25 protein-coding genes are annotated in these 21133 nt (G+C 58.6%); 8 read left to right on the top strand and 17 right to left on the bottom strand.

From position 1 onward, the window contains the following. Positions 1-48: 48 nt before the first annotated feature. On the bottom strand, positions 49-705 hold the full coding sequence (locus BN1130_RS01975; RefSeq protein WP_005897690.1) for an AHA_4052 family stress response regulator transcription factor: 657 nt from the start codon (positions 703-705) through the stop codon (positions 49-51). A gap of 27 nt (positions 706-732) precedes the next feature. Next, positions 733-1059 (bottom strand): PepSY domain-containing protein, encoded by a 327-nt coding sequence (locus BN1130_RS01970; RefSeq protein WP_042039937.1) that lies wholly within the window; start codon positions 1057-1059, stop codon positions 733-735. A gap of 63 nt (positions 1060-1122) precedes the next feature. Between BN1130_RS01970 and BN1130_RS01965 the strand changes: the two genes are divergently transcribed. Beyond that, positions 1123-1383 carry a PepSY domain-containing protein gene (locus tag BN1130_RS01965; RefSeq protein WP_042039936.1) on the top strand — a complete coding sequence of 87 codons (261 nt, stop codon included), beginning with the start codon at positions 1123-1125 and terminating at the stop codon, positions 1381-1383. Between the two features lie 46 nt (positions 1384-1429). Here BN1130_RS01965 and msrQ read toward each other — a convergent pair whose 3' ends face one another. Next, positions 1430-2092 carry a protein-methionine-sulfoxide reductase heme-binding subunit MsrQ gene (msrQ, locus tag BN1130_RS01960; RefSeq protein WP_042039935.1) on the bottom strand — a complete coding sequence of 221 codons (663 nt, stop codon included), beginning with the start codon at positions 2090-2092 and terminating at the stop codon, positions 1430-1432. 58 nt (positions 2093-2150) lie between these two features. Then, positions 2151-3161 (bottom strand): protein-methionine-sulfoxide reductase catalytic subunit MsrP, encoded by a 1011-nt coding sequence (msrP, locus tag BN1130_RS01955; RefSeq protein WP_042039934.1) that lies wholly within the window; start codon positions 3159-3161, stop codon positions 2151-2153. 393 nt (positions 3162-3554) lie between these two features. Between msrP and BN1130_RS01950 the strand changes: the two genes are divergently transcribed. After that, positions 3555-4043 carry a DUF1097 domain-containing protein gene (locus BN1130_RS01950; RefSeq protein ID WP_042039933.1) on the top strand — a complete coding sequence of 163 codons (489 nt, stop codon included), beginning with the start codon at positions 3555-3557 and terminating at the stop codon, positions 4041-4043. A 114-nt stretch (positions 4044-4157) separates the two neighbouring features. Here BN1130_RS01950 and BN1130_RS01945 read toward each other — a convergent pair whose 3' ends face one another. The 4 genes from BN1130_RS01945 to cydH form a co-directional block, all read right to left on the bottom strand. Further along, a complete protein-coding gene (locus BN1130_RS01945; protein WP_042039932.1) occupies positions 4158-5438 on the bottom strand; it encodes a sigma 54-interacting transcriptional regulator in 1281 nt (426 codons plus the stop codon). Beyond that, positions 5435-5953, bottom strand: coding sequence for a hypothetical protein (locus tag BN1130_RS01940; RefSeq protein WP_198135211.1), 519 nt, complete (start codon positions 5951-5953; stop codon positions 5435-5437). The genes BN1130_RS01945 and BN1130_RS01940 overlap by 4 nt, the downstream gene beginning before the upstream one ends. A 5-nt stretch (positions 5954-5958) precedes the next feature. Then, positions 5959-7359 (bottom strand): sensor histidine kinase, encoded by a 1401-nt coding sequence (locus tag BN1130_RS01935; protein WP_042039931.1) that lies wholly within the window; start codon positions 7357-7359, stop codon positions 5959-5961. A gap of 97 nt (positions 7360-7456) precedes the next feature. After that, positions 7457-7549 carry a cytochrome bd-I oxidase subunit CydH gene (gene cydH / locus BN1130_RS22045; RefSeq protein ID WP_157013853.1) on the bottom strand — a complete coding sequence of 31 codons (93 nt, stop codon included), beginning with the start codon at positions 7547-7549 and terminating at the stop codon, positions 7457-7459. A gap of 127 nt (positions 7550-7676) precedes the next feature. Here cydH and BN1130_RS01930 point away from each other — a divergent pair, with 127 nt between their 5' ends. After that, positions 7677-8207 (top strand): 2-amino-4-hydroxy-6-hydroxymethyldihydropteridine diphosphokinase, encoded by a 531-nt coding sequence (locus BN1130_RS01930; protein ID WP_042039930.1) that lies wholly within the window; start codon positions 7677-7679, stop codon positions 8205-8207. Here BN1130_RS01930 and BN1130_RS01925 read toward each other — a convergent pair. Continuing rightward, positions 8133-8837: an SDR family oxidoreductase gene (locus BN1130_RS01925; RefSeq protein ID WP_042039962.1), complete on the bottom strand. Its 705-nt coding sequence runs from the start codon at positions 8835-8837 to the stop codon at positions 8133-8135. The genes BN1130_RS01930 and BN1130_RS01925 overlap by 75 nt on opposite strands. Positions 8838-9017: 180 nt before the next feature. On the opposite strand from BN1130_RS01925, the gene BN1130_RS01920 reads away from it, so the two are divergent. Both BN1130_RS01920 and BN1130_RS01915 read left to right on the top strand, forming a co-directional pair. Next, the gene (locus BN1130_RS01920) at positions 9018-9422 is read left to right on the top strand and encodes a CBS domain-containing protein (RefSeq protein WP_042039929.1); all 405 of its coding nucleotides are present in this window, start codon (positions 9018-9020) and stop codon (positions 9420-9422) included. 100 nt (positions 9423-9522) lie between these two features. After that, positions 9523-10287 carry a substrate-binding periplasmic protein gene (locus tag BN1130_RS01915; RefSeq protein ID WP_042039928.1) on the top strand — a complete coding sequence of 255 codons (765 nt, stop codon included), beginning with the start codon at positions 9523-9525 and terminating at the stop codon, positions 10285-10287. 136 nt (positions 10288-10423) lie between these two features. On the opposite strand, the gene asnC is transcribed toward BN1130_RS01915, so the two are convergent. Continuing rightward, positions 10424-10885, bottom strand: coding sequence for a transcriptional regulator AsnC (gene asnC / locus BN1130_RS01910; RefSeq protein ID WP_042039927.1), 462 nt, complete (start codon positions 10883-10885; stop codon positions 10424-10426). Between the two features lie 155 nt (positions 10886-11040). Here asnC and asnA point away from each other — a divergent pair, with 155 nt between their 5' ends. Together asnA and add are read left to right on the top strand one after the other, a co-directional pair. Continuing rightward, positions 11041-12033: an aspartate--ammonia ligase gene (gene asnA, locus BN1130_RS01905; RefSeq protein ID WP_042039926.1), complete on the top strand. Its 993-nt coding sequence runs from the start codon at positions 11041-11043 to the stop codon at positions 12031-12033. A 505-nt stretch (positions 12034-12538) separates the two neighbouring features. After that, positions 12539-13540 carry an adenosine deaminase gene (add, locus tag BN1130_RS01900; protein ID WP_042039925.1) on the top strand — a complete coding sequence of 334 codons (1002 nt, stop codon included), beginning with the start codon at positions 12539-12541 and terminating at the stop codon, positions 13538-13540. Between the two features lie 90 nt (positions 13541-13630). On the opposite strand, the gene hemN is transcribed toward add, so the two are convergent. The 4 genes from hemN to BN1130_RS01880 all read right to left on the bottom strand — a co-directional run bounded on the left by hemN (position 13631) and on the right by BN1130_RS01880 (position 17469). Beyond that, positions 13631-15004, bottom strand: coding sequence for an oxygen-independent coproporphyrinogen III oxidase (gene hemN, locus BN1130_RS01895; protein WP_042039924.1), 1374 nt, complete (start codon positions 15002-15004; stop codon positions 13631-13633). A 27-nt stretch (positions 15005-15031) separates the two neighbouring features. Beyond that, positions 15032-15472 (bottom strand): DUF2489 domain-containing protein, encoded by a 441-nt coding sequence (locus BN1130_RS01890; RefSeq protein WP_042039961.1) that lies wholly within the window; start codon positions 15470-15472, stop codon positions 15032-15034. An 11-nt stretch (positions 15473-15483) separates the two neighbouring features. Further along, complete coding sequence (gene yihI / locus BN1130_RS01885) at positions 15484-16050, bottom strand: Der GTPase-activating protein YihI (protein WP_042039923.1); 567 nt, start codon at positions 16048-16050, stop codon at positions 15484-15486. An 801-nt stretch (positions 16051-16851) separates the two neighbouring features. Further along, positions 16852-17469 (bottom strand): c-type cytochrome, encoded by a 618-nt coding sequence (locus BN1130_RS01880; RefSeq protein WP_042039922.1) that lies wholly within the window; start codon positions 17467-17469, stop codon positions 16852-16854. 141 nt (positions 17470-17610) lie between these two features. On the opposite strand from BN1130_RS01880, the gene yihA reads away from it, so the two are divergent. Further along, the gene (gene yihA / locus BN1130_RS01875) at positions 17611-18261 is read left to right on the top strand and encodes a ribosome biogenesis GTP-binding protein YihA/YsxC (protein WP_042039921.1); all 651 of its coding nucleotides are present in this window, start codon (positions 17611-17613) and stop codon (positions 18259-18261) included. Between the two features lie 498 nt (positions 18262-18759). Here the strand turns inward: yihA and spfP are convergent, their stop codons facing one another. The 3 genes from spfP to hemF form a co-directional block, all read right to left on the bottom strand. Then, positions 18760-18807, bottom strand: coding sequence for a small protein SpfP (spfP, locus tag BN1130_RS23285; protein WP_462101308.1), 48 nt, complete (start codon positions 18805-18807; stop codon positions 18760-18762). 490 nt (positions 18808-19297) lie between these two features. Next, positions 19298-20119 carry a shikimate dehydrogenase gene (gene aroE, locus BN1130_RS01870; protein WP_042039919.1) on the bottom strand — a complete coding sequence of 274 codons (822 nt, stop codon included), beginning with the start codon at positions 20117-20119 and terminating at the stop codon, positions 19298-19300. A 103-nt stretch (positions 20120-20222) separates the two neighbouring features. Continuing rightward, positions 20223-21131 carry an oxygen-dependent coproporphyrinogen oxidase gene (gene hemF, locus BN1130_RS01865; protein WP_042039917.1) on the bottom strand — a complete coding sequence of 303 codons (909 nt, stop codon included), beginning with the start codon at positions 21129-21131 and terminating at the stop codon, positions 20223-20225. Between the last annotated feature and the right edge of the window lie 2 nt (positions 21132-21133).

The following is a 21133-nucleotide window of genomic DNA, read 5'->3' as shown; positions in this document are numbered from 1 at the left end:
CCCATCTGGTGAAGAAACGCGGCCGTGAAGAGAGAACCCCGCTCGGCATCATTCGTTGATCCGGTAACCGAGACCGCGCACCGTCTCAATCAAGTCGGCATGGGTCTTCTTGCGAATGCGGCCGATGAAGACCTCCACCGTATTGGAGTCGCGGTCAAAGTCCTGAGCATAGATATGATCGATGAGCTCGCTGCGCGATACCACCTTGCCCTTATGCTGCATCAGATAACCCAGCACCCGGAACTCATGGGCCGTCAGCTTGATGGGCGTGCCCTCATACCAGACCTGTGAAGCGGCCATATCCAGACGCACGCCACCGATCTCCAGGATGGAGCTGGCATTGCCCGCGGCGCGGCGCACCAGGGCATGCACCCTGGCCACCAGTTCGGCGACCTGGAAGGGCTTGGTGAGATAGTCATCGGCCCCGGCGTTGAGCCCTTCTATCTTCTCGTGCAACTGGCCGCGAGCGGTCAGCACCAGCACCGGGGTCACCACTTCTTTGCTGCGCCACTCCTTGAGAATGCTCAACCCATCACGACCCGGCAGACCGAGATCCAGAATGATGGCGTCATAGGGCTCGGTCTCCCCGAGAAAGCCCGCCTCGTTGCCATCATGGCAGAGGTCGGTGACAAAGCCGGACTGGCGCAGTTGCTCAGCCAGCTGGTTGGCCAGGGTCTTTTCATCTTCAACGATCAGAATGCGCATGAATGGGTCCAGTGAAAGAGGGCAAGATCACTCGGCGGCAGGGGCCGGCGGAATAAAGAGATGTTCGAGATGATGGCCCTTGAGCCACACCATTTCCAGATTATCGGCGCGATAGCCGACCTTGATGACGCTATTTTCATGGTCGATCAGCTTGAGTTCGTAGAGCCAGACGCCCTGTTGCTCGGTCAAATCAACCCGCAATACCCGCCCCGGCAAGTGAGCCGCGGCAGCCATCACCTCATGGAAGGGTTTCACCCGTCCCTCGCTGACCGCCTGCTGCAGCTGTGCCTCGCTCGGCTCACCATGGGCAAGCAGGGGCAGCAACAGGGCAAGCAGACCCAGGGCTCTATTCATGGGTGATTCATCTCCAGAAACCTAACATAATTGCGGTTATAGTCTGCCAGCCATGAATCCGGAATGAATATGATCCCGCGCACTGTTCTGCCCATCTGCGGCCTGCTGGCCAGCCTGTCTCCGCTCTGGGCGGGGGCGGCGCAAACACGGCTCGACATGGCCGAACTCATACGGCTGCTAGTGGCGCAAGGGTACCACGATATCCGGGAAGTCGAGCTCAATGCAGACCGTTTTGAGGTCGATACCCTGGACAAGGATCAACGCAGGGTGCATCTGGTGGTGGATGCCCATAGCGGCAAACTGCTCAGCCAGGAGCAGGATTAATCCCCCAACACCATTTTCCTGAGTCCCACCATCAGAAAAGAGGCCATCAGGCCTCTCTTGCATTCATCTTGTCTCGTCCCTCTGCCCGGCCAGTGCCTGCCTGACGGGAGCGCCAGGGTTTGAGCAATTTGTCTCGCCGAGGCCAGAGCAGCGCCAGCGCCACCAGCAGATAGATGGCGGGCTCAACCCAACCGCTTTTGACCGACCACCAGTAGTGCACGGGTACCAGCAGGGCTACCCCGTAGATCCAGTTATGCAGCCTCTGCCAGCTCGGCCCCATGGCGCGCAACAACCGCGGGATCGAGGTGATGCTGAGCAGCAGCAACAGCAGCAGAGCGATGGCCCCGACCACGATGTAGTTGCGCTTGACCAGTTCCCCCCCTATCAGTCGCCAGTCGAACTGCAGATCCAGTCCCAACCAGACCATGAAGTGCAGCAACGCCCAGGTGAAGCACCAGAGGCCGAGGGGACGGCGCAACCGCATCAGCTGCCCCAACCGGAAGCGTTTGGCGAGCGGTGACACCAGCAGAGTCAACAACAGCAGATGCAAGGCTCCTTTGCCCAAGTAGTGGGTCAGCCCCTGCACGGGATCGCCACCGAGCAGGCCGGCAGGTACGGCATAACCGAGCCAGAGCAGAAAGGCGAACGCGGCTGTGTGCACCAGCCAGCGCAGCCGGTTTGCCTGGGTATTGGTGATCCTCAGGGTCATAGGGAGAAACCTCCATCATGGAAAGAGTGCGGCCATTTTGCCTGCGACACTGCGGGGATCAGTACCATTTGCGCAGGTCCATGCCCTGATAGAGGCTGGCAACGTCGTCGCCATAGCCGTTGAACATCAGCGTCGGCTGGCGCTTGGCACCGAAGATGCCCCCCTCACCGATGAAGCGCTCGCTGGCCTGGCTCCAGCGCGGGTGATCGACCTGAGGATTGACGTTGGCATAGAAGCCATATTCATTCGATGCCAGCAGGTTCCAGGTGGTCGGCGGCATCTCCTCCACCAGCTTGATGGAGACGATGCTCTTGATGCTCTTGAAGCCGTATTTCCAGGGCACTACCAGGCGAATGGGCGCACCATTCTGGCCCGGCAGCGTCTTGCCATAGAGGCCGACTGCCAGGAAGGCGAGGGGGTGCATGGCTTCATCGATGCGCAACCCTTCCACATAGGGATAATCGATGCCGCCCCCCAACGAAGAGCCCTGCCCCGGCAGCTGCTTGGGATCATAAAGGGTCTCGAAGGCGACGAATTTGGCGCGGCTGTTGGGGGCGGCCTGCTTGATGAGAGAGGCCAAAGAGATCCCAGTCCAGGGCAAGACCATGGACCAGGCCTCGACACAGCGCAGCCGGTAGATACGCTCCTCGAGAGGTCCCTTGTTGATCATGTCCCAGACATCCAGGGTGAAAGGCTTATCTACCTCACCACCGACCTTGAGCGTCCAGGGTTCCGGCTTGAGGTAGTGGGCATTGCGAGCCGGATCCCCTTTGTCAGTCCCCAGCTCATAGAAGTTGTTGTGAGTGGTCGCCTTGTCATAGGGCGTCAAGACCAGACCTTCCGGGCGCGCGGCCGGCGTCACCTTGAGCGGCTTGCCTTCTGGTATCGATGGCGCTTTCTCTTTGAAGAGATCGAGCAAGCTCGCCTGGGCGGGAAAAGCCAGGCTGGCACCCAGGCCCGCTGCGCCTAGCCCCAAGCCTTTAAGAATAAGCCGTCGATCCTGATACACGGACTCGGGGGTGAGGTCACTTTCGGTCGGGTGATGGGAAGACGTGGATTTGATCAGCATGAAGGGCTCCCGCACAGAATATGGTGTTATTGATAAGACCGCGCCGGATCAGGATCCATTTCATCTTCCGTCAAGAAATGGCCGCCTGGGTCAAACTGCGCGAGGCTATTGGTAGTAAGGCAGCGCCTTGCACATGGTGCCAACCAGAAACAACATGATGAAGATCAGCAGGGGAACCAGGACGTTTGACGGCATGAGACTCACTCCTTCAAGGCGACGGGGCCCATAACTATGGTGCACACCCTCGAGGCCAGCCAGTGAACTTTTCGCGAGCGCAAGCGTATTCCTGCCGGGCATAATGTGATGGCGATCACAGCTCCCTCAGCACCAACTTGCCGCTTCTTTGCGCAGGCGTATCCTCGCGCCCTTTCCACCAAGATAGGGGTCGTCGCCATGTCTCCATTGATTGCCATTGCCCTTACCACGGGCATCCTCTCCGCCCTCTGGGGCTGGTTGGCCGTGGCGCTGGGTTTGATTTCCTGGGTCGGTTTTCTCGGCTGTACCAGCTACTTCGCCTCCAAGGGCGGCCTGCGGGCCCTGGGCCAGACCCTGCTCTGCAATGCCAGCGGCATGTTGTGGGGCCTGTTGCTGATCCATGGGGAGTCCTGGTGGGGAGCCGGTCTGGCCGGTTATCTGATGACGGGGGTGGTCGCCACCCTGATGTGCATGCAAGCCAAGCAGCACTGGCTCTCTTACATACCCGGTACCTTTGCCGGTTGCTGTGCCGCTTTTGGCGCCGCGGGTGACTGGCGGCTGATATTGCCCTCCCTCGTCATCGGTGCCCTCTTCGGTTACCTGATGAAGGCGAGCGGCCTCTGGCTCTCCGCCCGCAGTCGCCCCATGGCAAAACCGGGCACCAACAAGATGAGCTCCTCGGCCTGAATCCGCCTCATTTCCCCGTCGAATCACCCTCGGCCGGCGCAAGAACCTCCCTTGCCAGCGGCGTGCCATCACCCGGCTGACCCGCGCCACTGCGGGTCAACGTCACCTCCCTCCCTAGCTCTTGGGTTTGAAATTCGCCGCCTCGATGGCGTGACGACTGAGCAGTTTGTAAAAGTCGGTGCGATTGCGGCCCGCCATGTTGGCGGCCAGGGTGACGTTTCCCTCTGTGGTGCGCAGCAGGCGGATCAGGTACTCCTTCTCGAACTCGGCGCGCGCCTCGTTGAAGGAGGGGATGCCGCCACTGCTGCCGCTCAAGGCAGACTCCACCATGACAACACCTATCACCGGGCTGCTGCACAGGCTCGCCAGCTGCTCCACCAGGCTGGATAGCTGGCGCACGTTGCCAGGCCAGGCTGCACTGGCCAGCATGGCCAGCGCCTCGGGGGAGAAGCCCATCGCCAAACAGTCGGGGTGGCGGGCCTTGTAACCATCCAGGGCCTGACGGGCCAGCAGGGGAATGTCTTCACTGCGGGCGCACAGGGGGGGCAGGGTGATATTTGCCACGTTGAGGCGATAGAAGAGATCCTCTCGAAAGCGCCCCTCATCCATCGCCGCCACCAGATCCTGATGGCTGGCACTCAATACCCGCACCTCGGCAGTCCCCTGGCCGTACTCCTGCAAGACTTGCAGCAGCTTGGCCTGCAGCGAGGCTGACAGGTTGCCTATCTCGTCGAGAAACAGGGTCGCGCCCTTGGCCTGGGCGAATATGCCGCTGCGGCCATCCTCCCCGAACAGCTCCTGATCCAGCGCCTCCCAGGAGAGGGCCGCGCAATTAATGGCATAGAGCGGCTGCTCGCGCCTGGCGCTGGCCTGATGCAGGGTGTGCGCCATCAACCCCTTGCCGGAACCTGAGGGACCCAGGATCAGCACGGGCACCTCCATGGTGGCGATGGTGCTGGCCTGGATCAGGATCTGCTCCATCTGCGGATTGCGGGTCAGGATCTGGGACTGCCACTCCCGCTTCTGCTTGGGCCGGGTCAGGCTGAGTGCATGCTCGATCGTGCTCAGCAGCTCATCCTTGTCGATGGGTTTGGTGAGGAAGCTGAACACCCCGGAGCGGGTCGCCTGAATGGCATCGGGAATGGTGCCATGGGCCGTCATGATAATAACGGGCATGCCGAGCCACTGGGTCTGGATCTTCTCGAACAGCGCCAGGCCATCCATTCCCCCCATGCGCAGATCGCTCAGCACCAGATCGGCCCGTTGCTGACGCAGCCGATCGAGGGCCGCCTCGGCGCTATCGGCGGTATCCACCTCATAGCCCTGACTGCGCAGCCGCATACTCATCAACTTGAGCAGGCTGCTATCGTCATCAACCAGCAGGATGCGGCTCATGGCCGGGTCCCGTCCGTCTCTTGATACTTGCGTTTGTTGAGCTGTTCATCGATGGCGGACAACTGCTCTATCTGACGCTTGAGTCGCTGCACTTCCTGACTCTGGTTATCGCGCCGACCGTCCCGCTCCAGCAGCTGCTCCCCCAGGGCTATCCAGCTACGCAGGAAGGCCTGGGCATCCAGGCCAAGCTCCGGTTGTAGCCCCTTGAGGGCATCGAGCCCGGCGCGACGGCTCGCCACCGATTCTGCCGGGTGGCTGTTGACCATGGCCAGGCTGACACGGCTCTCCAGATCGGGTTGGCCCTTCAGGCGATCGCGCTCTTGTTCGCGCTGCTGGGGCTGGCTGGCCAACAGCCAGTCAGAATACTGCAGGCGCACCTGCATCTCTTTGTTGGCAAATTCCATCCGCTGTGCCAGCTCGGTGTCAGTGACCGAGGAGGGCTCCAGATGCGGCAACAGACCGCAGCCTGTCAGTATGGTCGCCAGGAAGGCGGGAAACATCAGTGGTTTGATCATAGGTATCACTTCAACGTCAACCGGAAACAGACGGGGGCCTGGGCATCGTCCACCAGGCTCAGCTCGCCGCCGAGGCTGATGGCAGACTCGCGGGCGATGGATAGCCCCATGCCAGACCCTTTCAATAATCCCTGCCGAGCGATACTGCCCTGCTCGAAGGGTTCGAAAATGCGTTCACGCTCATCCTGAGGAATAGGGTGGCCCTCATTGGCCACCTCCAGCCAGCTCTCTTGCCCGGCCTGACCGGAGCGGATCCAGATCTGCCCCCCCTGGGCGCCATAGCTGACCGCGTTGGAGAAGAGGTTGTCGACGATCAGCCGCAGCCGGTAAGGGTCGGCTTGCAGGACAAGATCCGTCTCTGGCAGATGAACCTTGACCTCTTTGGACTCGATGGCGAGTCGGTACTCGGCACACAGCTCCGTGAGCAGCGGCGTGAGCGCCACCGGCACCCGTTCGAACTCCTCTTGCTGACTCAAGCGGTTGAAGTCGAGCAGCCGTTCAATCAGGGTCTGCAGGCGGCGGCTGTTCTGCTCCAGCATCTGGCAGATCTCCTGCTGATCCGGATTGAGCGGTCCCACCAGCTGCTCCGAGAGCAGATCCGCCCCCTCCCGCAATACCGCCAGTGGCGTCTTGAGTTCGTGGGAAACATGGCGCAGGAACTGATACTTCTGCTGCTCAAGCTCCTTCAATTTGTCGTGCAGCCAGAGGATGCGCTCCCCCAGGACAACCAGCTCGGCCGGGCCGTCCACCGGCTGCTTATCCGGCTCTATGCCGGCGCCAAGACTGAGAATACGCGACTCTATCTGACGGACAGGGTGAATGATCAGATAAGTGAACAGCAGGATCAACAAAAGACTCAATAAGGCGACCAGGCCGCTGACCCACCAGATCTCCTTCATCAACTCATCGATGGCGAGCCGCACCCTGAGCAGATGCTCATCAACCTGGCTGCGGGTCGTCACCTCCAGCTCAGTGCTGACCTGGTCGAGCTCCTCGAAGCGGATACTGGTCGACTCCACCTTGGCCCGGGTCAGATCCTGCAGGCTGTCGAGCCAGCCGAGCAGTTCCCCCAGCTGGCCATAGACGGGAGCATTGGGGATGGAGATCTGGTGTTCGGCAAGCAGTTCACGATAGTGGGTCAGTTGTTGCTGATAGCTGGCGAGGATGCGACTGTCCCCCAGCACGGCATAGCGACGCAGGGTACGCTCCAGATCGACCGCCAGATTGGTGAGCAAGGTGGCGCGCCGGGTATCGCGGACAGCCCGCTCCATCTCAACACTGGTGAGCTGACTCAGGTGTTCGAGGGCGCGGCTGTCATGCCAGATCATGCCGCCAAGTGGCATCAGCACCAGCACGAAGCCCATCAGGACGACTTGTAACAGTGAGCGCGGCCTTACCCGTGTCATCTTGTTCTCTCAGCTCATTATTGGGTTGGCAAGCATATCCGCAGTCGCGCAAAAAACAAAACCGGCCCAGTGGCCGGTTTGATCGTCTCTAACCCGATCAGACGAAGAGCACGGCGATGGTACTGATGACAAATACCATGGCCAAGGCACCGCTCGCCGTCAGCAAAGCCCACTTCATTTCTATACTCATAACCCCTCCTTAGTTGCTCAATCAGAGCCCGATCACAACATACCTGGCCGATGTTAATGCATAGTTAAGGGGATTAACGTGAGCCAAGTAACCATTTCAGATGAGCCCTAACGCAAGGAATCGCGGCATGTTCTATCTGTGTAGCATAGGATCCAATCTCGAGCCTGATCACCATGTCGGTCAAGCGCTCGGTGAACTACTGAAGCGCTTCCGGCGTGTGCAGCTCAGTTCGGTGATCCAGACCAAACCCGTCGGCATGCACTCATGCCATGACTTCCTCAATTGCCTGTTCGTGATCGAGAGCGAGGCCAGCCCCCAGCATCTGAAGGCTGAATTCGTGGCCATGGAGCAGGCCCACGGGCGGGATCGCTCCGATCCCCTCTGCAAGGTGCATGACAGGCCCCTCGATATCGACATACTGGCGATGCGTGAGGATGACGACTTCCACGCAGCAGAAGTCGACGCCTATCTCAAGGATCTGCTGGCGGAACTCTATGGCGAGCAGGCCCTGAATGTGAAGAAAGTGGCCCTCACCCCTTGGGGTCTGCACCTGGGCCAGAGTCCCGTCACCCTCAGTCAGGAATCAGAGGCTGGCCAGGGAGCGGCCACCATCCACCTTGATGCTCGCCCCCGTCATATAGGTGTTGCTCAGCAGTAATTGCACCGCCTGCCAGATAGGCTCCAGCCCCCCTTCCCGTGCCAGGGGTGTTTTGGCCAGCACCTGCTGACGCCAGGCGTCGCCATGCTCATCGAGAAACAGGATGGGGCCCGGTTCTATGGTATTGACCCGCACCCGTGGCGCCAACTCTCTGGCCAGGCTCATGGCCAGGGTGTGAGCCCCCGCCTTGGTCGCGACATAGCCGGCAAACTGCGGCGGAGGCGCATGAATATAGATGTCGGTGATCTGGATGATGCTGGCGTTATCGTTGCAGGCCAAGCGGGGGGCCAGCGCCTGATTGAGCGCGAAAGGTGCCGCCATGTGCACCTGATAGAAGCGATCGAGCTGGGCCAACCGACCGGCCGCATCTTCGGCCAGGGGCTCGAACGCCGAGGCGTTGTGAATGATGAGCCCCAGATCCGGGCAATGCGCCAGAGCGGCAGCCAGGGCGGCGACCTCCCTCGGCCGGGTGAAGTCGGCCTGGATGAGTTCAACCCCGAGGGCGCGCAATCTTTCCAGCTCGGGTCGCGCCGATCTGTACTGTCCCGTCACCTGCCAACCGGCGGCCACCAACTGCTCACACAGATAGAAACCGAGTCGTCGGCCCACTCCCGTCACCAAGGCACGCATAGTCTCTCCCTCCCATACACAGGCCAGACGGGTGTCAAACTTGTCATGAAATTGCCCCGCCGATCGCATCTTGCATCCATCACCAATGGTATTGTCTATCAATCCTTGCGGCACCACCCATTGGCATCATCATGGCGACACCCTCATAGTGAAGCCAACCAGAACCGTGGAGCAATCAATATGTTACAAGTACGCGATCACCTGAGCCGCCTGAGCCATTCCCTTACACCACAGCAGGGACTGGCCGCCGCCCTGGACAGTCTGCACGCCTCGGGACTGAGTGGCCTGCCGGTGCTGGACGACAAACAGCAACTGGTTGGCTTCTTGTCCGAGCAGGACTGCATCCCCAGCCTGCTGACGGGGACCTACCATTGCGATACCCGCACCCAGGTACAGGACATGATGAGCAAAACGCCGCTGTCCATCGGGCCGGATGAGAGCATACTGGATCTCGCTCGCCAGATGACCGGGGCCAAGCCGCGCATTTATCCCGTGGTTGAACAGGGCAAGGTGATTGGCATCATCAGTCGCCGCCAGGTGATGCAGGCCCTCAACCAGCAGCTCAAGGGTTGCCAGCAGACCTAGTCAGAGGAGTCCCTTATTTCAGGATTGGCCAGGGACGGTCGATCTTCTGTTAGACAGCCGCGGTCGATGCACCGCCATGGATGGCTTTTGGAGAAGCAGATTGCGGACCTTGTCTCTGTTATGCCTATTACTGTCGTTCGCCCTGCCCGCCAAGACCCTGGTCATTGGTGGCATGCTGGAGCCGCCGCTCAAATACCTGGATGCACAGCAGACACCGGCGGGGATGGATGTCGAGTTGTTGACCGAGATCTTCACCGCCCTCAAGGTGCCCATTCGCATCGAACTGACCGATTCGGGCGCCCGGCTCACCCGCAACGCCAAGATGGGTGAGTATGATCTCTTGATGAGCCTCTCCTACAAAGCGGAGCGAGATAGCTATCTGCTCTACCCTACGCAAGCCCATATCCGCCACAGCTGGCACTTCTTCGTGCGCAAGCAGGACAAGGATCGCATCCGCTATCGGGTCCTGAGCGATCTCAAGCCCTGGCGCATCGGTATCACCAAGGATTATGCCTACACCCCTGAACTCAGTGCGGCCGTGCATGATCCGGCGTACCACTTCCAGGAGATCCCCCTCAACCAGCTGCAGTTGCGCAAGCTGGTCGCCGGCCGGATCGATCTGGTGCCCATGTCCCTGGTCAGCGCCTTTGGCCAGATCCGGGAGGAGCACCTGGAAGAGAGCGTCGACTATTTGCCCCAACCACTCAACGCCAGCCTCTACTATCACGTCTGGTGCAAGGCGCGGGCCGATGACCAGACCCAGGCCCTGATGGCGGCCTATGATGCCCAACTGCTGCAGATGAAACAGGATGGCCGGCTCCAGGCACTGTTCGCCAAGTACGGCATTCCCTATCTCGAGCCCTGATCACTCACCACCCGCTATCGGCCGGCGGCCTTGTTCCATCGCTCAGGGCTTCACGTCTCTCAATATCGGGTTCTGCAGCGAGATCAGGGTTTCCATGGGAAATGGATCTCATCCCATGCACCGGAGCGGGCAATCATCAGGGCTTCACATCTCGCAGGATCGGGTTCTGCAACGAGATCAGGGTTTCCGTCGACTGGATCTCGTCTATGGTCTGGATCTTGTGGATCAGCACCGTCTGCAACTCGTCGATGGAACGGGTCATCACCTTGATGAAGATGCTGTAGTTGCCCGTGGTGTAATAGGCCTCGACCACCTCGTCCAGGGCCTGCAATCTGGCCAGGGCCGAGGGATAGTCCTTGGCACTCTTGAGATTGATGCCGATAAAGCAGCAGACGTCATAGCCGAGGCGCTTGGCGTTGACCTGTACCCGGGTCCCTTCGATGATCCCCGCCTGTTTCATCTTCTCCACCCGCACATGAATGGTGCCGGGGCTGACGGCGAGTTGCTTGGCCAACTCGGCGTAAGGAATGCGGGCATTGTCCATCAGGGCGCTGAGGATGGCCTGATCGAGATTATCGATCCGATAATTTTCTGGCACTTTTTTGCTCTCTCATTGTCGATATCTCATTAAACTAGCACTTATTTTGATGATAAAAATAGATAAATGGTATTTTCATTATCGAATATTGAATTAAGTGTCACTTCTGTTGAAGAATCGCCACACATCACGGCAGTCAGAGACAGGAAACCACAATGAAACAGCACTACATTCGCAGCCAACAGCAGATCAGCTTCGTCAAAGAGATGTTCTCCCGCCAACTCGCCCAGCAGCTGGGCCTGATGGAGGTGCAAGCCCCCATGCTGAGCCGGGTCGGCGATGGCACTCAGGACAATCTCTCCGGCTGTGAGAATGCGGTGCAGGTCAAGGTGAAGACACTACCCGAACACAGCTATGAGGTGGTGCACTCCCTGGCCAAGTGGAAGCGCCAGACCCTGGGCCGCTTCGGCTTCGCCCCGGGTGAAGGCATCTACACCCACATGAAGGCCCTGCGCCCGGACGAAGACAGACTCACCCCCATCCATTCGGTCTACGTGGATCAGTGGGACTGGGAGAAGGTGATGCCGGGCGAGCGCCGGGATCTCGCCTACCTGCAGGAGACGGTGCGCGGCATCTGGAGCGCCATCAAGGCCACAGAGCGCGCGGTCTGCGCCGAACATGAACTGACCCCCTTCCTGCCGGCGGAGATCCAGTTCCTGCACAGCGAAGCGCTGCTGACCCGCTACCCGGATCTGGATGCCAAGGGGCGCGAGCGGGCCATCGCCAAGGAGCTGGGGGCCGTCTTCCTGATGGGTATTGGTGGCGCCCTCTCCCACGGCGAGCGCCACGATGTACGTGCCCCGGACTATGACGACTGGAGCAGCGAGAGCGAACTGGGCCTGGCCGGTCTGAACGGTGACATCCTGGTGTGGAACCCGGTGCTGGAAGACAGCTTCGAGATCTCCTCCATGGGGATCCGGGTTGACGCCGAGGCCCTGCGCCGCCAGCTCGCCATCACCGGGGATGAAGATCGCCTGGGTTATGAGTGGCATCAGGATCTGTTGGCAGAACGCATGCCGCAGACCATAGGTGGCGGTATTGGCCAATCCCGTCTGGCCATGCTGCTCCTGCAGAAAGAGCACATAGGACAGGTACAAGTCGGTGTCTGGCCGGCCGAGATGAAGGCCGGCATCCCCGGCATGCTGTAAGCAGGTGCATGTATTGCGGCTGGCCAGCTTGTTGCCACCAAGCAGCAGGCGAGTCAGAGGCAAAGAGAGTGGCAGTCCGATATGAAAGAGCGCATGTCGGACATGCTGTAAGGTGCTGGCGCAAGCCACGCCGACGTGGGGTCAGCCCCTGCGACCCGCTCAACCCACCTCAGGTCGCATCACTACATTCCTCAGATGATTTCACTGTCATACAGTAACCCCGGCCCTGATGGCCGGGTTTTTCTTCTCTCCGGGCAGTGCTCGAGGAGACCGGCAGTGCGACTTCTGCTGCCTCTGGCAGCCCTCCTCACCCGCAACCATGGTTGTCGGCCAGCAACCGGTTGTTGGACGGCACCTCCCGGCTTGCCAGAAAAACGCTTACCATCACGCCCCCACCACCCCGGCTGTGATTCGACCCCCTTTGATTTCAAACAGGGTATCTTTTTTGTCATCCCTGCCTAAAATGACTAGCTTCTCTATCATCGGCTCGAAGAAGGCACCCCTCATGATTGACAGATCCCTCCCCCTGACCGACCTCCATCGTCACCTGGACGGCAACATCCGGGCCCAGACCATCCTCGAGCTCGGCCGTCAGCACAACATCGCCCTGCCCGCCTTTGAGCTGGAGGCACTGCGCCCCCATGTGCAGATAGTCGAGAACGAGCCCAGCCTGGTCGCCTTTCTGAAGAAGCTTGATTGGGGGGTGGCCGTGCTGGCAGATTACGACGCCTGTCGCCGGGTCGCATACGAGAATGCCGAAGACCTGCTGCGTGCCGGTATCGACTACGCCGAGCTGCGCTTCAGCCCCGCTTACATGGCCATGGCCCACAAGCTGGATCCCCAAGGGGTGGTTGAAGCGGTGATCGACGGCGTCCAGGCGGGTTGCCGCGACGTTGGCGTCAAGGCCAAGCTCATCGGTATCATGAGCCGCACCTTTGGCACCGAACAGTGCCGCCGCGAACTGGAAGCCTGCCTGGCGCACAGCAGCCAACTGGTCGCCATCGATCTGGCCGGTGATGAGCTCGGCTTCCCTGGCGAGCTCTTTACCGACCATTTTCGCCGGGTGCGTGATGCCGGTTTGCAGGTCACCGTCCATGCCGGCGAGGCGGCGGGCCCCGAGAGCATGTGGCAGGCGATCCGCGACCTCGGTGCGACTCGTATCGGCCACGGGGTCAAGGCGGTGCAGGATCCCCGCTTGATGGACTATCTGGCCGAGCACGGCATCGGCATCGAGTCCTGCCTCACCTCCAACCTGCAGACAAGTACGGTCGAGAGCCTGCAGAGCCACCCCATTCGCCAGTTCCTGGACCATGGTGTGCTCGCCTGCCTCAACACCGACGATCCTGCGGTGGAAGGCATAGAGCTGCGTCATGAATACGAGGTAGCGGCCCCGGCGGCCGGTCTCACCGCCAGCCAGATACGCACCGCCCAGGAAAATGGCCTCAAGCTCGCCTTCCTGAGCAAGCAGGAAAAAGCCGCACTGGCCGCCAGTGCCGTCGCTCGCTGACGCCTCATCAAGCCGAGGCTCGATTCAGCAGCAATAAAAAACCGCCTGTATGGCGGTTTTTTATTGCTTGGCCAGCCGCTCGCAGCCGGGTCAGATCACCCGGGAGAACTGCTGAGCCCGCGCCGCATTGCGCAGATAGACATCGAAGCACATGCAGATGTTGCGAATGAGCAGTTGACCCGTGCCGACCACCTCCAGGCCGGTGTCGGTCAATCGCACCAGACCATCATCGACGAAGGTCTGCAGCAGCTTGAGATCTTCCGCAAAGTACGTGTTGAAGACCAGGTCATGGGCCTGCTCGACGACGGCAAACTCCAGAGAGAAGTCGCAGATGAGCCGCTTGATCACCTCCCGGCGGATAAGGTCATCGGGCTTGAGCGCGCAGCCTTTCCATTGGGCATGCCCTCGCGCTTCCACCTGGGCGTAATAGGCCTTGAGATCCTTCTGATTCTGGGAGTAGGCATCCCCCATCATGCTGATCGAGGAGACCCCCAGCCCCAGCAGGTCGCAATCCCCCTGGGTGGTGTAACCCTGGAAGTTGCGATGCAGCTTGCCCGCTCGCTGGGCCACCGCCAACTCGTCATCGGGTTTGGCGAAGTGATCCATACCGATAAACTGATAACCCTGACCGGTCAGGAAAGAAATGGTGTCTTGCAACATAGCCAGCTTCTCCCGAGGCGCCGGCATGTCCGCCTCTTTCAGCTTGTGCTGGGCGGCAAACCGGCTCGGCAGGTGGGCATAGTTGAAGATGGAGAGCCGGGCCGGATCCGTTTTCAGCACCTCTTCCAGGGTGTGGTGGAAGCTGTCGCGATCCTGATGGGGCAGACCATAGATGAGATCGAGGTTGGTGGAGCGGAAACCCAGTTCACGGGCCCGCTCCAGCATGGCGCGGATGAAGTCGTTGTCCTGCTCGCGGTTGACCGCCCGCTGCACCTGCTTGTTGAAGTCCTGTACCCCCAGGCTGATGCGGTTAAAGCCCAGCTCCCGCAGTACATCCAGCATATGCAGCTCAATCTCGCGCGGATCCACTTCGATGCTGATTTCGCCAGCGTCTGCGAAGTGAAAATGGGTGCGCAGCATGGCCATCAGACGTCGGCTCTGGGCCTCGTCCAGATAGGTGGGTGTGCCGCCGCCCCAATGGAGCTGGGTCACGGTACGGCCGGCAAACAGCGGAGCCTGGGCGGCAATTTCCCGCTCCAGATAATCGAGATACTGATCGGCCTTGTGCTGATGACGAGTGATCACCTTGTTGCAGCCACAGTAGTAGCAGAGCTTGTGGCAGAAGGGGATGTGCACGTAGAGGGAGAGGTTGCGATCGGGATACTGACCTGCGGCGTGCACGAAGTCCGGATAACCGAACGTTTCGTTGAACTCCAGGGCGGTGGGATAGGAGGTATAACGGGGGCCGCTGTGATTGTATTTCTCGATCAGCGCCTGATCCCACACTAGGGGTTCGACTCGCACACTTGTTTCCTCATGGGTTGGCCGGGATCAGTGACCCAGCTGGAAATCCTTCAACAGGGTGACATCCTTGAGGATCTGCGCCTCCAGTTCAACCTCGTAGCCGCTGCGCTCCAGATCCATCTTCATGATCTCGTTGCGCTTGAACGCCTTGCGGGCCTCATGGGTCGGCATATCCTTCACCTTCTCGTACAGATCGTACAAACCGGGGAACTCCTCGGCGAAGGCTCGTCCCTCTTTGATCTGCAGGGCATTGAGCAGGTTGGTCAGTCGTATGGCCCCTTCCGAATAGTCACACTGGCCATCACGCACCGCATGGGCGATGAGTCGCACACTGTCGAGGATGCGCTCGTTGCGCTCGCGAATGGCCCTTGCCTGTAGCTCGCCCTGACGACGCACCCGGGCCAGCAGCATGCCCGCATAGATGGCCAAACCCAGTAAAATAAGGCTACCCGCCAGGGTAGCCAGTATCAGCGCCGTGCTCACTTCTTCTTGGGCTCAACGGGCTGTGGCTGATAGTCGGCCTTGTTAAAGCGATCCCACAGATCTTCTTCGGTCGCCGGGGCCTGGGCCTCTTCGAAGTCATCCATGATCGCCGGCTCCTCCTCATCCTCGTCATCTATGATGCCGAGTTCGTCCATCAGTTCCTGATAACGATCGACCCGCTGATCGACCCAAGCCTGATCGGCGGCGCTCAGGGTCTCACCCTCATCCAGACGATCGAGGAAGTCGTTGAGGCGATCGTCGTTCTCGATGGCGGCCAGCTCCTGCTCGGGAGTCAGCTTGAGGATCTTCTCTCTGGGGGCTTTGGCTGGCTTCGGCTTGCTCTGTTTGTCATCCACAATCAAGACGACCGGCTTGCGGGAGCCCAGACGGGGATCCTGCGCCTGTTTGTTGCCACTGTTTTTGGGCTCGGCAACCTGCTGGCGAGTCCCTGCCTTCAAGCCTTTGCGCTTGGCAGCACGTTTACGCTCGCGGCCTTCCAGGGCGCTGGTATCTGATTCTTTGCGCTTACCGGTGGGTTTGCGAGTGGGTTGTTTGGCAGACATGAATGACTCCGGGACATTGCTGAATATATAAAACCCGTCACAAGACACCTGGGGCGTCTGGCGGGATAGGATGCTGACAGTGAATAATGAGGACGAGCACAGGATCCAGCATCATTTGTGCCTCGCAAGGCAGCTGAACACCGCAGGATCGGTATCCTCTGGGCATGTTGCTGGTATTTTGACACAAAATGTCGGCCCGGGTTAATCATCCAATAGAAAAAAGGCAGCCGAAGCTGCCCCGATATGCTTGTGCGAGTCCTATTCCTGTCGATGTCGCCCTTCCCTGACGCCTCGCTTCATATCTTTTTATGGTCATCCTGACCTTATTGATCGTTCCTGAATATGCGTGTGCTTGCTTGACTCGACGCTCTACTCGCCTGTAACGCGTCAAGGTGGTTGCGTCCCGCATCACCCTCTCTTCCCGAGAGGTCACCATCCTGATCTTTCACTCCCTTGCCTGGCACCCTGCCATTCCCGGCGTCCTGCCCTCACCACTCCCTGGGTGAAGCCTTGACCCAATCCTTGGGCCGTTTCCTTGTTACCACTTTACCAAGTTCGATGACTGGCTCAATCCGAGCTCAGTCTCAAGGGAGGGGCCAAACTGCATAGGCAATGAATAACCAATTAAAAAATAATAACTTTATTTTATTTAATGCAATTTTTTCAGCCTGGGCCGCCGAGGGAAATGGTGGATCTCGCACAGGGAAACTGGTCAAAGCCACCGAAAACAAAACAGGGAGCCCAAGGGCTCCCTGTTTGTTGCGCTGATGCAATCACAGCAAAGATTCTGTCGCGCGCCAGTTAGTGCAACCCTGGCACATATTTGGACAAAATCTCGATGTCCTTGTCCGTCAGCTTCTTGGCGATGTCTCGCATCATGCCATTGGGATCATTGTCGCGGGTGGCGGCACGGAAGCCTTCCAGCTGCGCCTTGATGTAGGCAGGATGTTGACCGGACAGGCTGGGGTACTTCGCCTGCTCTACGCCGGCACCACGGGGGCCATGACAAGAAGAACAAGCAGGCAGACCGCGGCTCATGTCACCGCCCATATAGAGCGCCTTGCCAGCGGCAACGACCTCATCAGGAACGGCAACCGGTGTAATTTGTTGGCTGGAGAAGTAGGCGGCCAGGTCGTCCATATCCTGCTCTGACAGGGGCAAAGCCATGGCTCCCATGATGGGAGAAGCGCGACCCGTGTTACCAGAAGCGGCAGCCTTCAGTTCCACTAATTGTTTTTTAATATATGATGCGTGCTGGCCAGTGAGCTTGGGGTAAATATCAGCCGGGCTGTTTCCGTCCGGTCCATGACATGCAGCGCAGACCGCCGACTTGGTTTGTCCCGCAGCGGCATCGCCTGTGGCTTGTGCCATCCCCGTTACGCCAACCATCAGAGCAAGAGTAATGACTAGGTTCTTCATGGCGTTCCAACTTCTCGTTATTAGGCTTCCGATCCCATGCCGCTGAAGGCATGTTAAAATAAACGCGTTTAAGCGACGCCATTTTACACGATTTCACAAAAAAGTAACTCTATAACCCTCTCTCTCCATGGGGAATTTACGTTGGATACACAAACTCTGAATTTCAATAAGGTGCATTTTGTGACCAGCGCACCCGACATCCGTCACCTACCAAATGATGGGGGTGTCGAGATTGCGTTTGCCGGGCGTTCCAACGCAGGCAAGTCATCAGCATTGAACACCTTAACCAAGCACAAGAACCTGGCCCGGACCAGTAAAACCCCCGGCCGGACCCAGTTGATCAACCTGTTTGAACTGGAACCCGGCAAACGTCTGGTCGACTTGCCAGGTTATGGTTATGCCCAGGTTCCACTGGAAATGAAGCTAAAGTGGCAAAAGTCACTGGCCGAATATTTGCAACGCCGTGAGTCCTTGAAAGGTCTGGTGATCCTGATGGATATCCGCCACCCGCTCAAGGAAACCGACATGAACATGCTGGAGTGGAGCTCCCACCGCGAACTGCCTGTCATGCTGCTGCTGACCAAGGCGGACAAGCTGAGCCCAGGCCCGCGTAACACCCAGGTGATCAAGGTGCGTCAGGCTGTTGCCAATCTGGGTCCCCAGATCCAGGTCGAGGCATTCTCCTCCCTCAATCAGATCGGGCTGGAAAAGCTGGCGCAGACCCTGACTGGTTGGTACCTCGCGGGTGACACCGCTGAAGGGAACTTCGACGTCGAGCATGACGCCGATTAAACCCCGCCATTTTTCAATTAGCGGAGCTGGGCTCCGCTAATTGAAACCCTTTCCCCCACCTGCTCACCTGCTCACCTGCTCACCTGCTCACCTGCTCGATATTCTCCATTCGAGGCTTCTTATGCAATTAATTGTTTTAAATAGATAAAATATTTAATTCTCTTTAAGAATAAACAATTAAGCAACTTGATAACGTTTTCAGACCTTCACTGATTAAGGGCAATAAAAAACAGTTCCATACAGAAAAATGTAATTAAATTACCAAAATAGACCGCGGCAGGCGCGAGACAGACACAAAAATGAGGCCAGTACCCTGAGTAGGAGACCGGCCTGAAGAAGCAATGCAAAATTGGGAAGAAATGGGTCTTGAGAACAAATGACAACTGGGTTTACCCAAGAAACCGCTCTATTTTATCAAAGAGTCGCCATTTTTAAAGTCTTTACTCTAAATCGGACGCATAAAAAAACACCCCGACGAGAGCTCATCGGGGCAGCTATTCAGCCACATTCAATTACGTGAAATAAAAGGTCTGAAAGATAGAACATCTTACCTCTGTACCCTACGTCAACAACTGTACATCAAAGCGGCAAAAAAGTGAAAGTAATTTATGTAACAAAGTTTCACTGAAGCTCAATGTGACTTTTCTTTATAATTTTCAAGTGGATAAAAAAAACCCCAGTACGAATACCGGGGTGTTATAAAGGTGACTAACTAGCACTTCCTCAACTATCTAGTTAGTCAGCGCGATAATGACAAAGTTCCACTCTCCTGAAAAAAAACTTGGCTGGTCTAGACAGCAAGAACGACAAATAAGGTAATGCATTGATATTTATGAGTTTTAATGGGGTGGCGTGTCAAATGTCGAGTTGAAGAAGGCTCTGAGGAAGTCCTTATCCCGCAGTAGAGGGTGACCGGCTAGTTTCCCCACCGATAGCGATGCATGTAGCCAGGGATCCTAGCCCCCATCCGTAGCATGGGGAAAGAGGGCCGCTGCGCGGTCCCCTGCCCCATCGCCTGGTCTGGAAATGCTCTGCGTCATCCCCCTTCCAGGTTGCGTTTCAGTTCCCGTAGCACCTGGGTTGTGCCAGGGCGTATGCCCCGCCAAATGGTGAAGGCCTCGGCGGCTTGTTGCACCAGCATGCCGAGCCCATCCATGATCTTGCGCGCGCCTTGTTCCCTGGCCCAGGCATTGAATGCCGTGTCATCTGCGCCATACATCATGTCATACACGGCAACATCAGCATGGATGAGCGTGGGCGAGATCGCTGGCAGAGCCCCCTGCAGACTGGCTGAGGTGGAGTTGATCACCAGGTCGAACGGCCCCGTGAGCGCATCATATTGCGCCGCGACTATAGGCCCCAGGCTGGCGAAGCGCTGGGCCAGCTGAGCCGCCTTGTCATGGGTACGGTTGGCGACAACCAGAGCGCTGGGCCCTTCCGCCAACAGGGGAGCAATGGCACCACGAGCCGCGCCACCCGCGCCGAGCAGCAGAATGCGACTCTCGGCCAGGATAATTCCCTGAGCCTTGAGGTCAGCCACCAGACCGGCCCCATCGGTATTGTCGCCAAGCAGCAGGCCATCATCGGTCAGCTTGATGGTGTTGATGGCCCCCGCCAGCTTGGCACGCAGGCTCAGGCTGTCGACCAGGACGAACGCCTGCTCCTTGAAAGGCACGGTAATATTGCAACCCTTGCCTCCCTCGACAAAGAAGCGACGCAGCGCAGCGGCAAACTCGTCCGGCTCGGGATCGGCCAGTCCATACTCCAGCTGCTGCTGGGTCTGCCGGGCAAACAGGGTGTGAATGAAGGGCGACTTGCTGTGTCGCACCGGGTGACCGAATACCGCATACCTGTCCATCACGAGTGTCCATCTAGGAAAGAGTGATCCGATTTAACGGCTTTTCCCCGCATGGGACAAGTTCAATCCCCATGAAAAAGGGCCGCCTCAGCGACCCTTTCCATTAGAACCACTGCCGTGGCGTGAGGTAATCCGTGTAGAGCAGAGCCTCAGCAGAACCTGGCTCGGCCTGCCAGTCATACTCCCAGCGTGCCAGGGGCGGCATGGACATCAGTATGGACTCGGTACGGCCACCGGTTTGCAGGCCAAACAGGGTTCCCCTGTCATAGACCAAATTGAACTCGACATAGCGACCGCGACGATAGAGCTGGAACTGGCGCTCCCTCTCACCATAAGGGGTGTCTTTGCGGCGAGCCAGGATCGGCAGGTACGCGGCAAGATAACCCTCACCCACTGCCTGCATGAAGGCGAATGAGTGCTCGAACGGCCAACGGTTGAGATCGTCAAAGAAGAGGCCGCCAACGCCGCGAGTCTCATCCCTGTGCTTGAGATAGAAGTAGCGATCGCACCAAGATTTGAACTCAGGGTAAATATCATCGCCAAATGGCTGACACAACTCATGAGCCACCTGGTGCCAGTGTCGCACGTCCTGCTCGAACGGATAAAAGGGCGTCAGGTCAAAGCCACCACCAAACCACCAGATGGGATCTTCACCCTCCTTCTCGGCGATGAAGAAGCGCACATTGGCATGGCTGGTCGGTACATAGGGGTTGTGGGGATGGATAACCAGGGAAACTCCCATCGCCTCGAAGCGGCGCCCGGCCAGTTCGGGCCTATGGGCGGTAGCCGAGGCAGGCATGGCATCGCCATAGACATGGGAGAAGTTGACGCCGCCCTGCTCTATCACCTTGCCGGATCGCATCACCCGGGTGCGGCCACCGCCACCCCCGTCTCTCGTCCAGGCGTCTTCGACGAAGCGGCCCAGGCCATCGGCCTGCTCCAGCCCTTGGCAGATACTGTCTTGCAGCGCCAGCAGGAATGTTTTGACTGCGGCCACATCAGGTTTGCTCATTG

The sequence above is a fragment of the Aeromonas rivuli genome, from assembly GCF_000820045.1.
Classification (GTDB): domain Bacteria; phylum Pseudomonadota; class Gammaproteobacteria; order Enterobacterales; family Aeromonadaceae; genus Aeromonas; species Aeromonas rivuli.
This window is presented reverse-complemented; position numbering and strand designations above follow the sequence as displayed.

What these genes read in the sequence shown, in the direction of transcription:
- BN1130_RS01975 (WP_005897690.1), bottom strand. Translation starts at nt 705, where the DNA reads ATGCGCATTCTGATCGTTGAAGATGAAAAGACCCTGGCCAACCAGCTG.
- BN1130_RS01970 (WP_042039937.1), bottom strand. Translation starts at nt 1,059, where the DNA reads ATGAATAGAGCCCTGGGTCTGCTTGCCCTGTTGCTGCCCCTGCTTGCC.
- BN1130_RS01965 (WP_042039936.1), top strand. Translation starts at nt 1,123, where the DNA reads ATGAATATGATCCCGCGCACTGTTCTGCCCATCTGCGGCCTGCTGGCC.
- msrQ (WP_042039935.1), bottom strand. Translation starts at nt 2,092, where the DNA reads ATGACCCTGAGGATCACCAATACCCAGGCAAACCGGCTGCGCTGGCTG.
- msrP (WP_042039934.1), bottom strand. Translation starts at nt 3,161, where the DNA reads ATGCTGATCAAATCCACGTCTTCCCATCACCCGACCGAAAGTGACCTC.
- BN1130_RS01950 (WP_042039933.1), top strand. Translation starts at nt 3,555, where the DNA reads ATGTCTCCATTGATTGCCATTGCCCTTACCACGGGCATCCTCTCCGCC.
- BN1130_RS01945 (WP_042039932.1), bottom strand. Translation starts at nt 5,438, where the DNA reads ATGAGCCGCATCCTGCTGGTTGATGACGATAGCAGCCTGCTCAAGTTG.
- BN1130_RS01940 (WP_198135211.1), bottom strand. Translation starts at nt 5,953, where the DNA reads ATGATCAAACCACTGATGTTTCCCGCCTTCCTGGCGACCATACTGACA.
- BN1130_RS01935 (WP_042039931.1), bottom strand. Translation starts at nt 7,359, where the DNA reads ATGACACGGGTAAGGCCGCGCTCACTGTTACAAGTCGTCCTGATGGGC.
- cydH (WP_157013853.1), bottom strand. Translation starts at nt 7,549, where the DNA reads ATGAGTATAGAAATGAAGTGGGCTTTGCTGACGGCGAGCGGTGCCTTG.
- BN1130_RS01930 (WP_042039930.1), top strand. Translation starts at nt 7,677, where the DNA reads ATGTTCTATCTGTGTAGCATAGGATCCAATCTCGAGCCTGATCACCAT.
- BN1130_RS01925 (WP_042039962.1), bottom strand. Translation starts at nt 8,837, where the DNA reads ATGCGTGCCTTGGTGACGGGAGTGGGCCGACGACTCGGTTTCTATCTG.
- BN1130_RS01920 (WP_042039929.1), top strand. Translation starts at nt 9,018, where the DNA reads ATGTTACAAGTACGCGATCACCTGAGCCGCCTGAGCCATTCCCTTACA.
- asnA (WP_042039926.1), top strand. Translation starts at nt 11,041, where the DNA reads ATGAAACAGCACTACATTCGCAGCCAACAGCAGATCAGCTTCGTCAAA.
- add (WP_042039925.1), top strand. Translation starts at nt 12,539, where the DNA reads ATGATTGACAGATCCCTCCCCCTGACCGACCTCCATCGTCACCTGGAC.
- yihI (WP_042039923.1), bottom strand. Translation starts at nt 16,050, where the DNA reads ATGTCTGCCAAACAACCCACTCGCAAACCCACCGGTAAGCGCAAAGAA.
- BN1130_RS01880 (WP_042039922.1), bottom strand. Translation starts at nt 17,469, where the DNA reads ATGAAGAACCTAGTCATTACTCTTGCTCTGATGGTTGGCGTAACGGGG.
- aroE (WP_042039919.1), bottom strand. Translation starts at nt 20,119, where the DNA reads ATGGACAGGTATGCGGTATTCGGTCACCCGGTGCGACACAGCAAGTCG.
- hemF (WP_042039917.1), bottom strand. Translation starts at nt 21,131, where the DNA reads ATGAGCAAACCTGATGTGGCCGCAGTCAAAACATTCCTGCTGGCGCTG.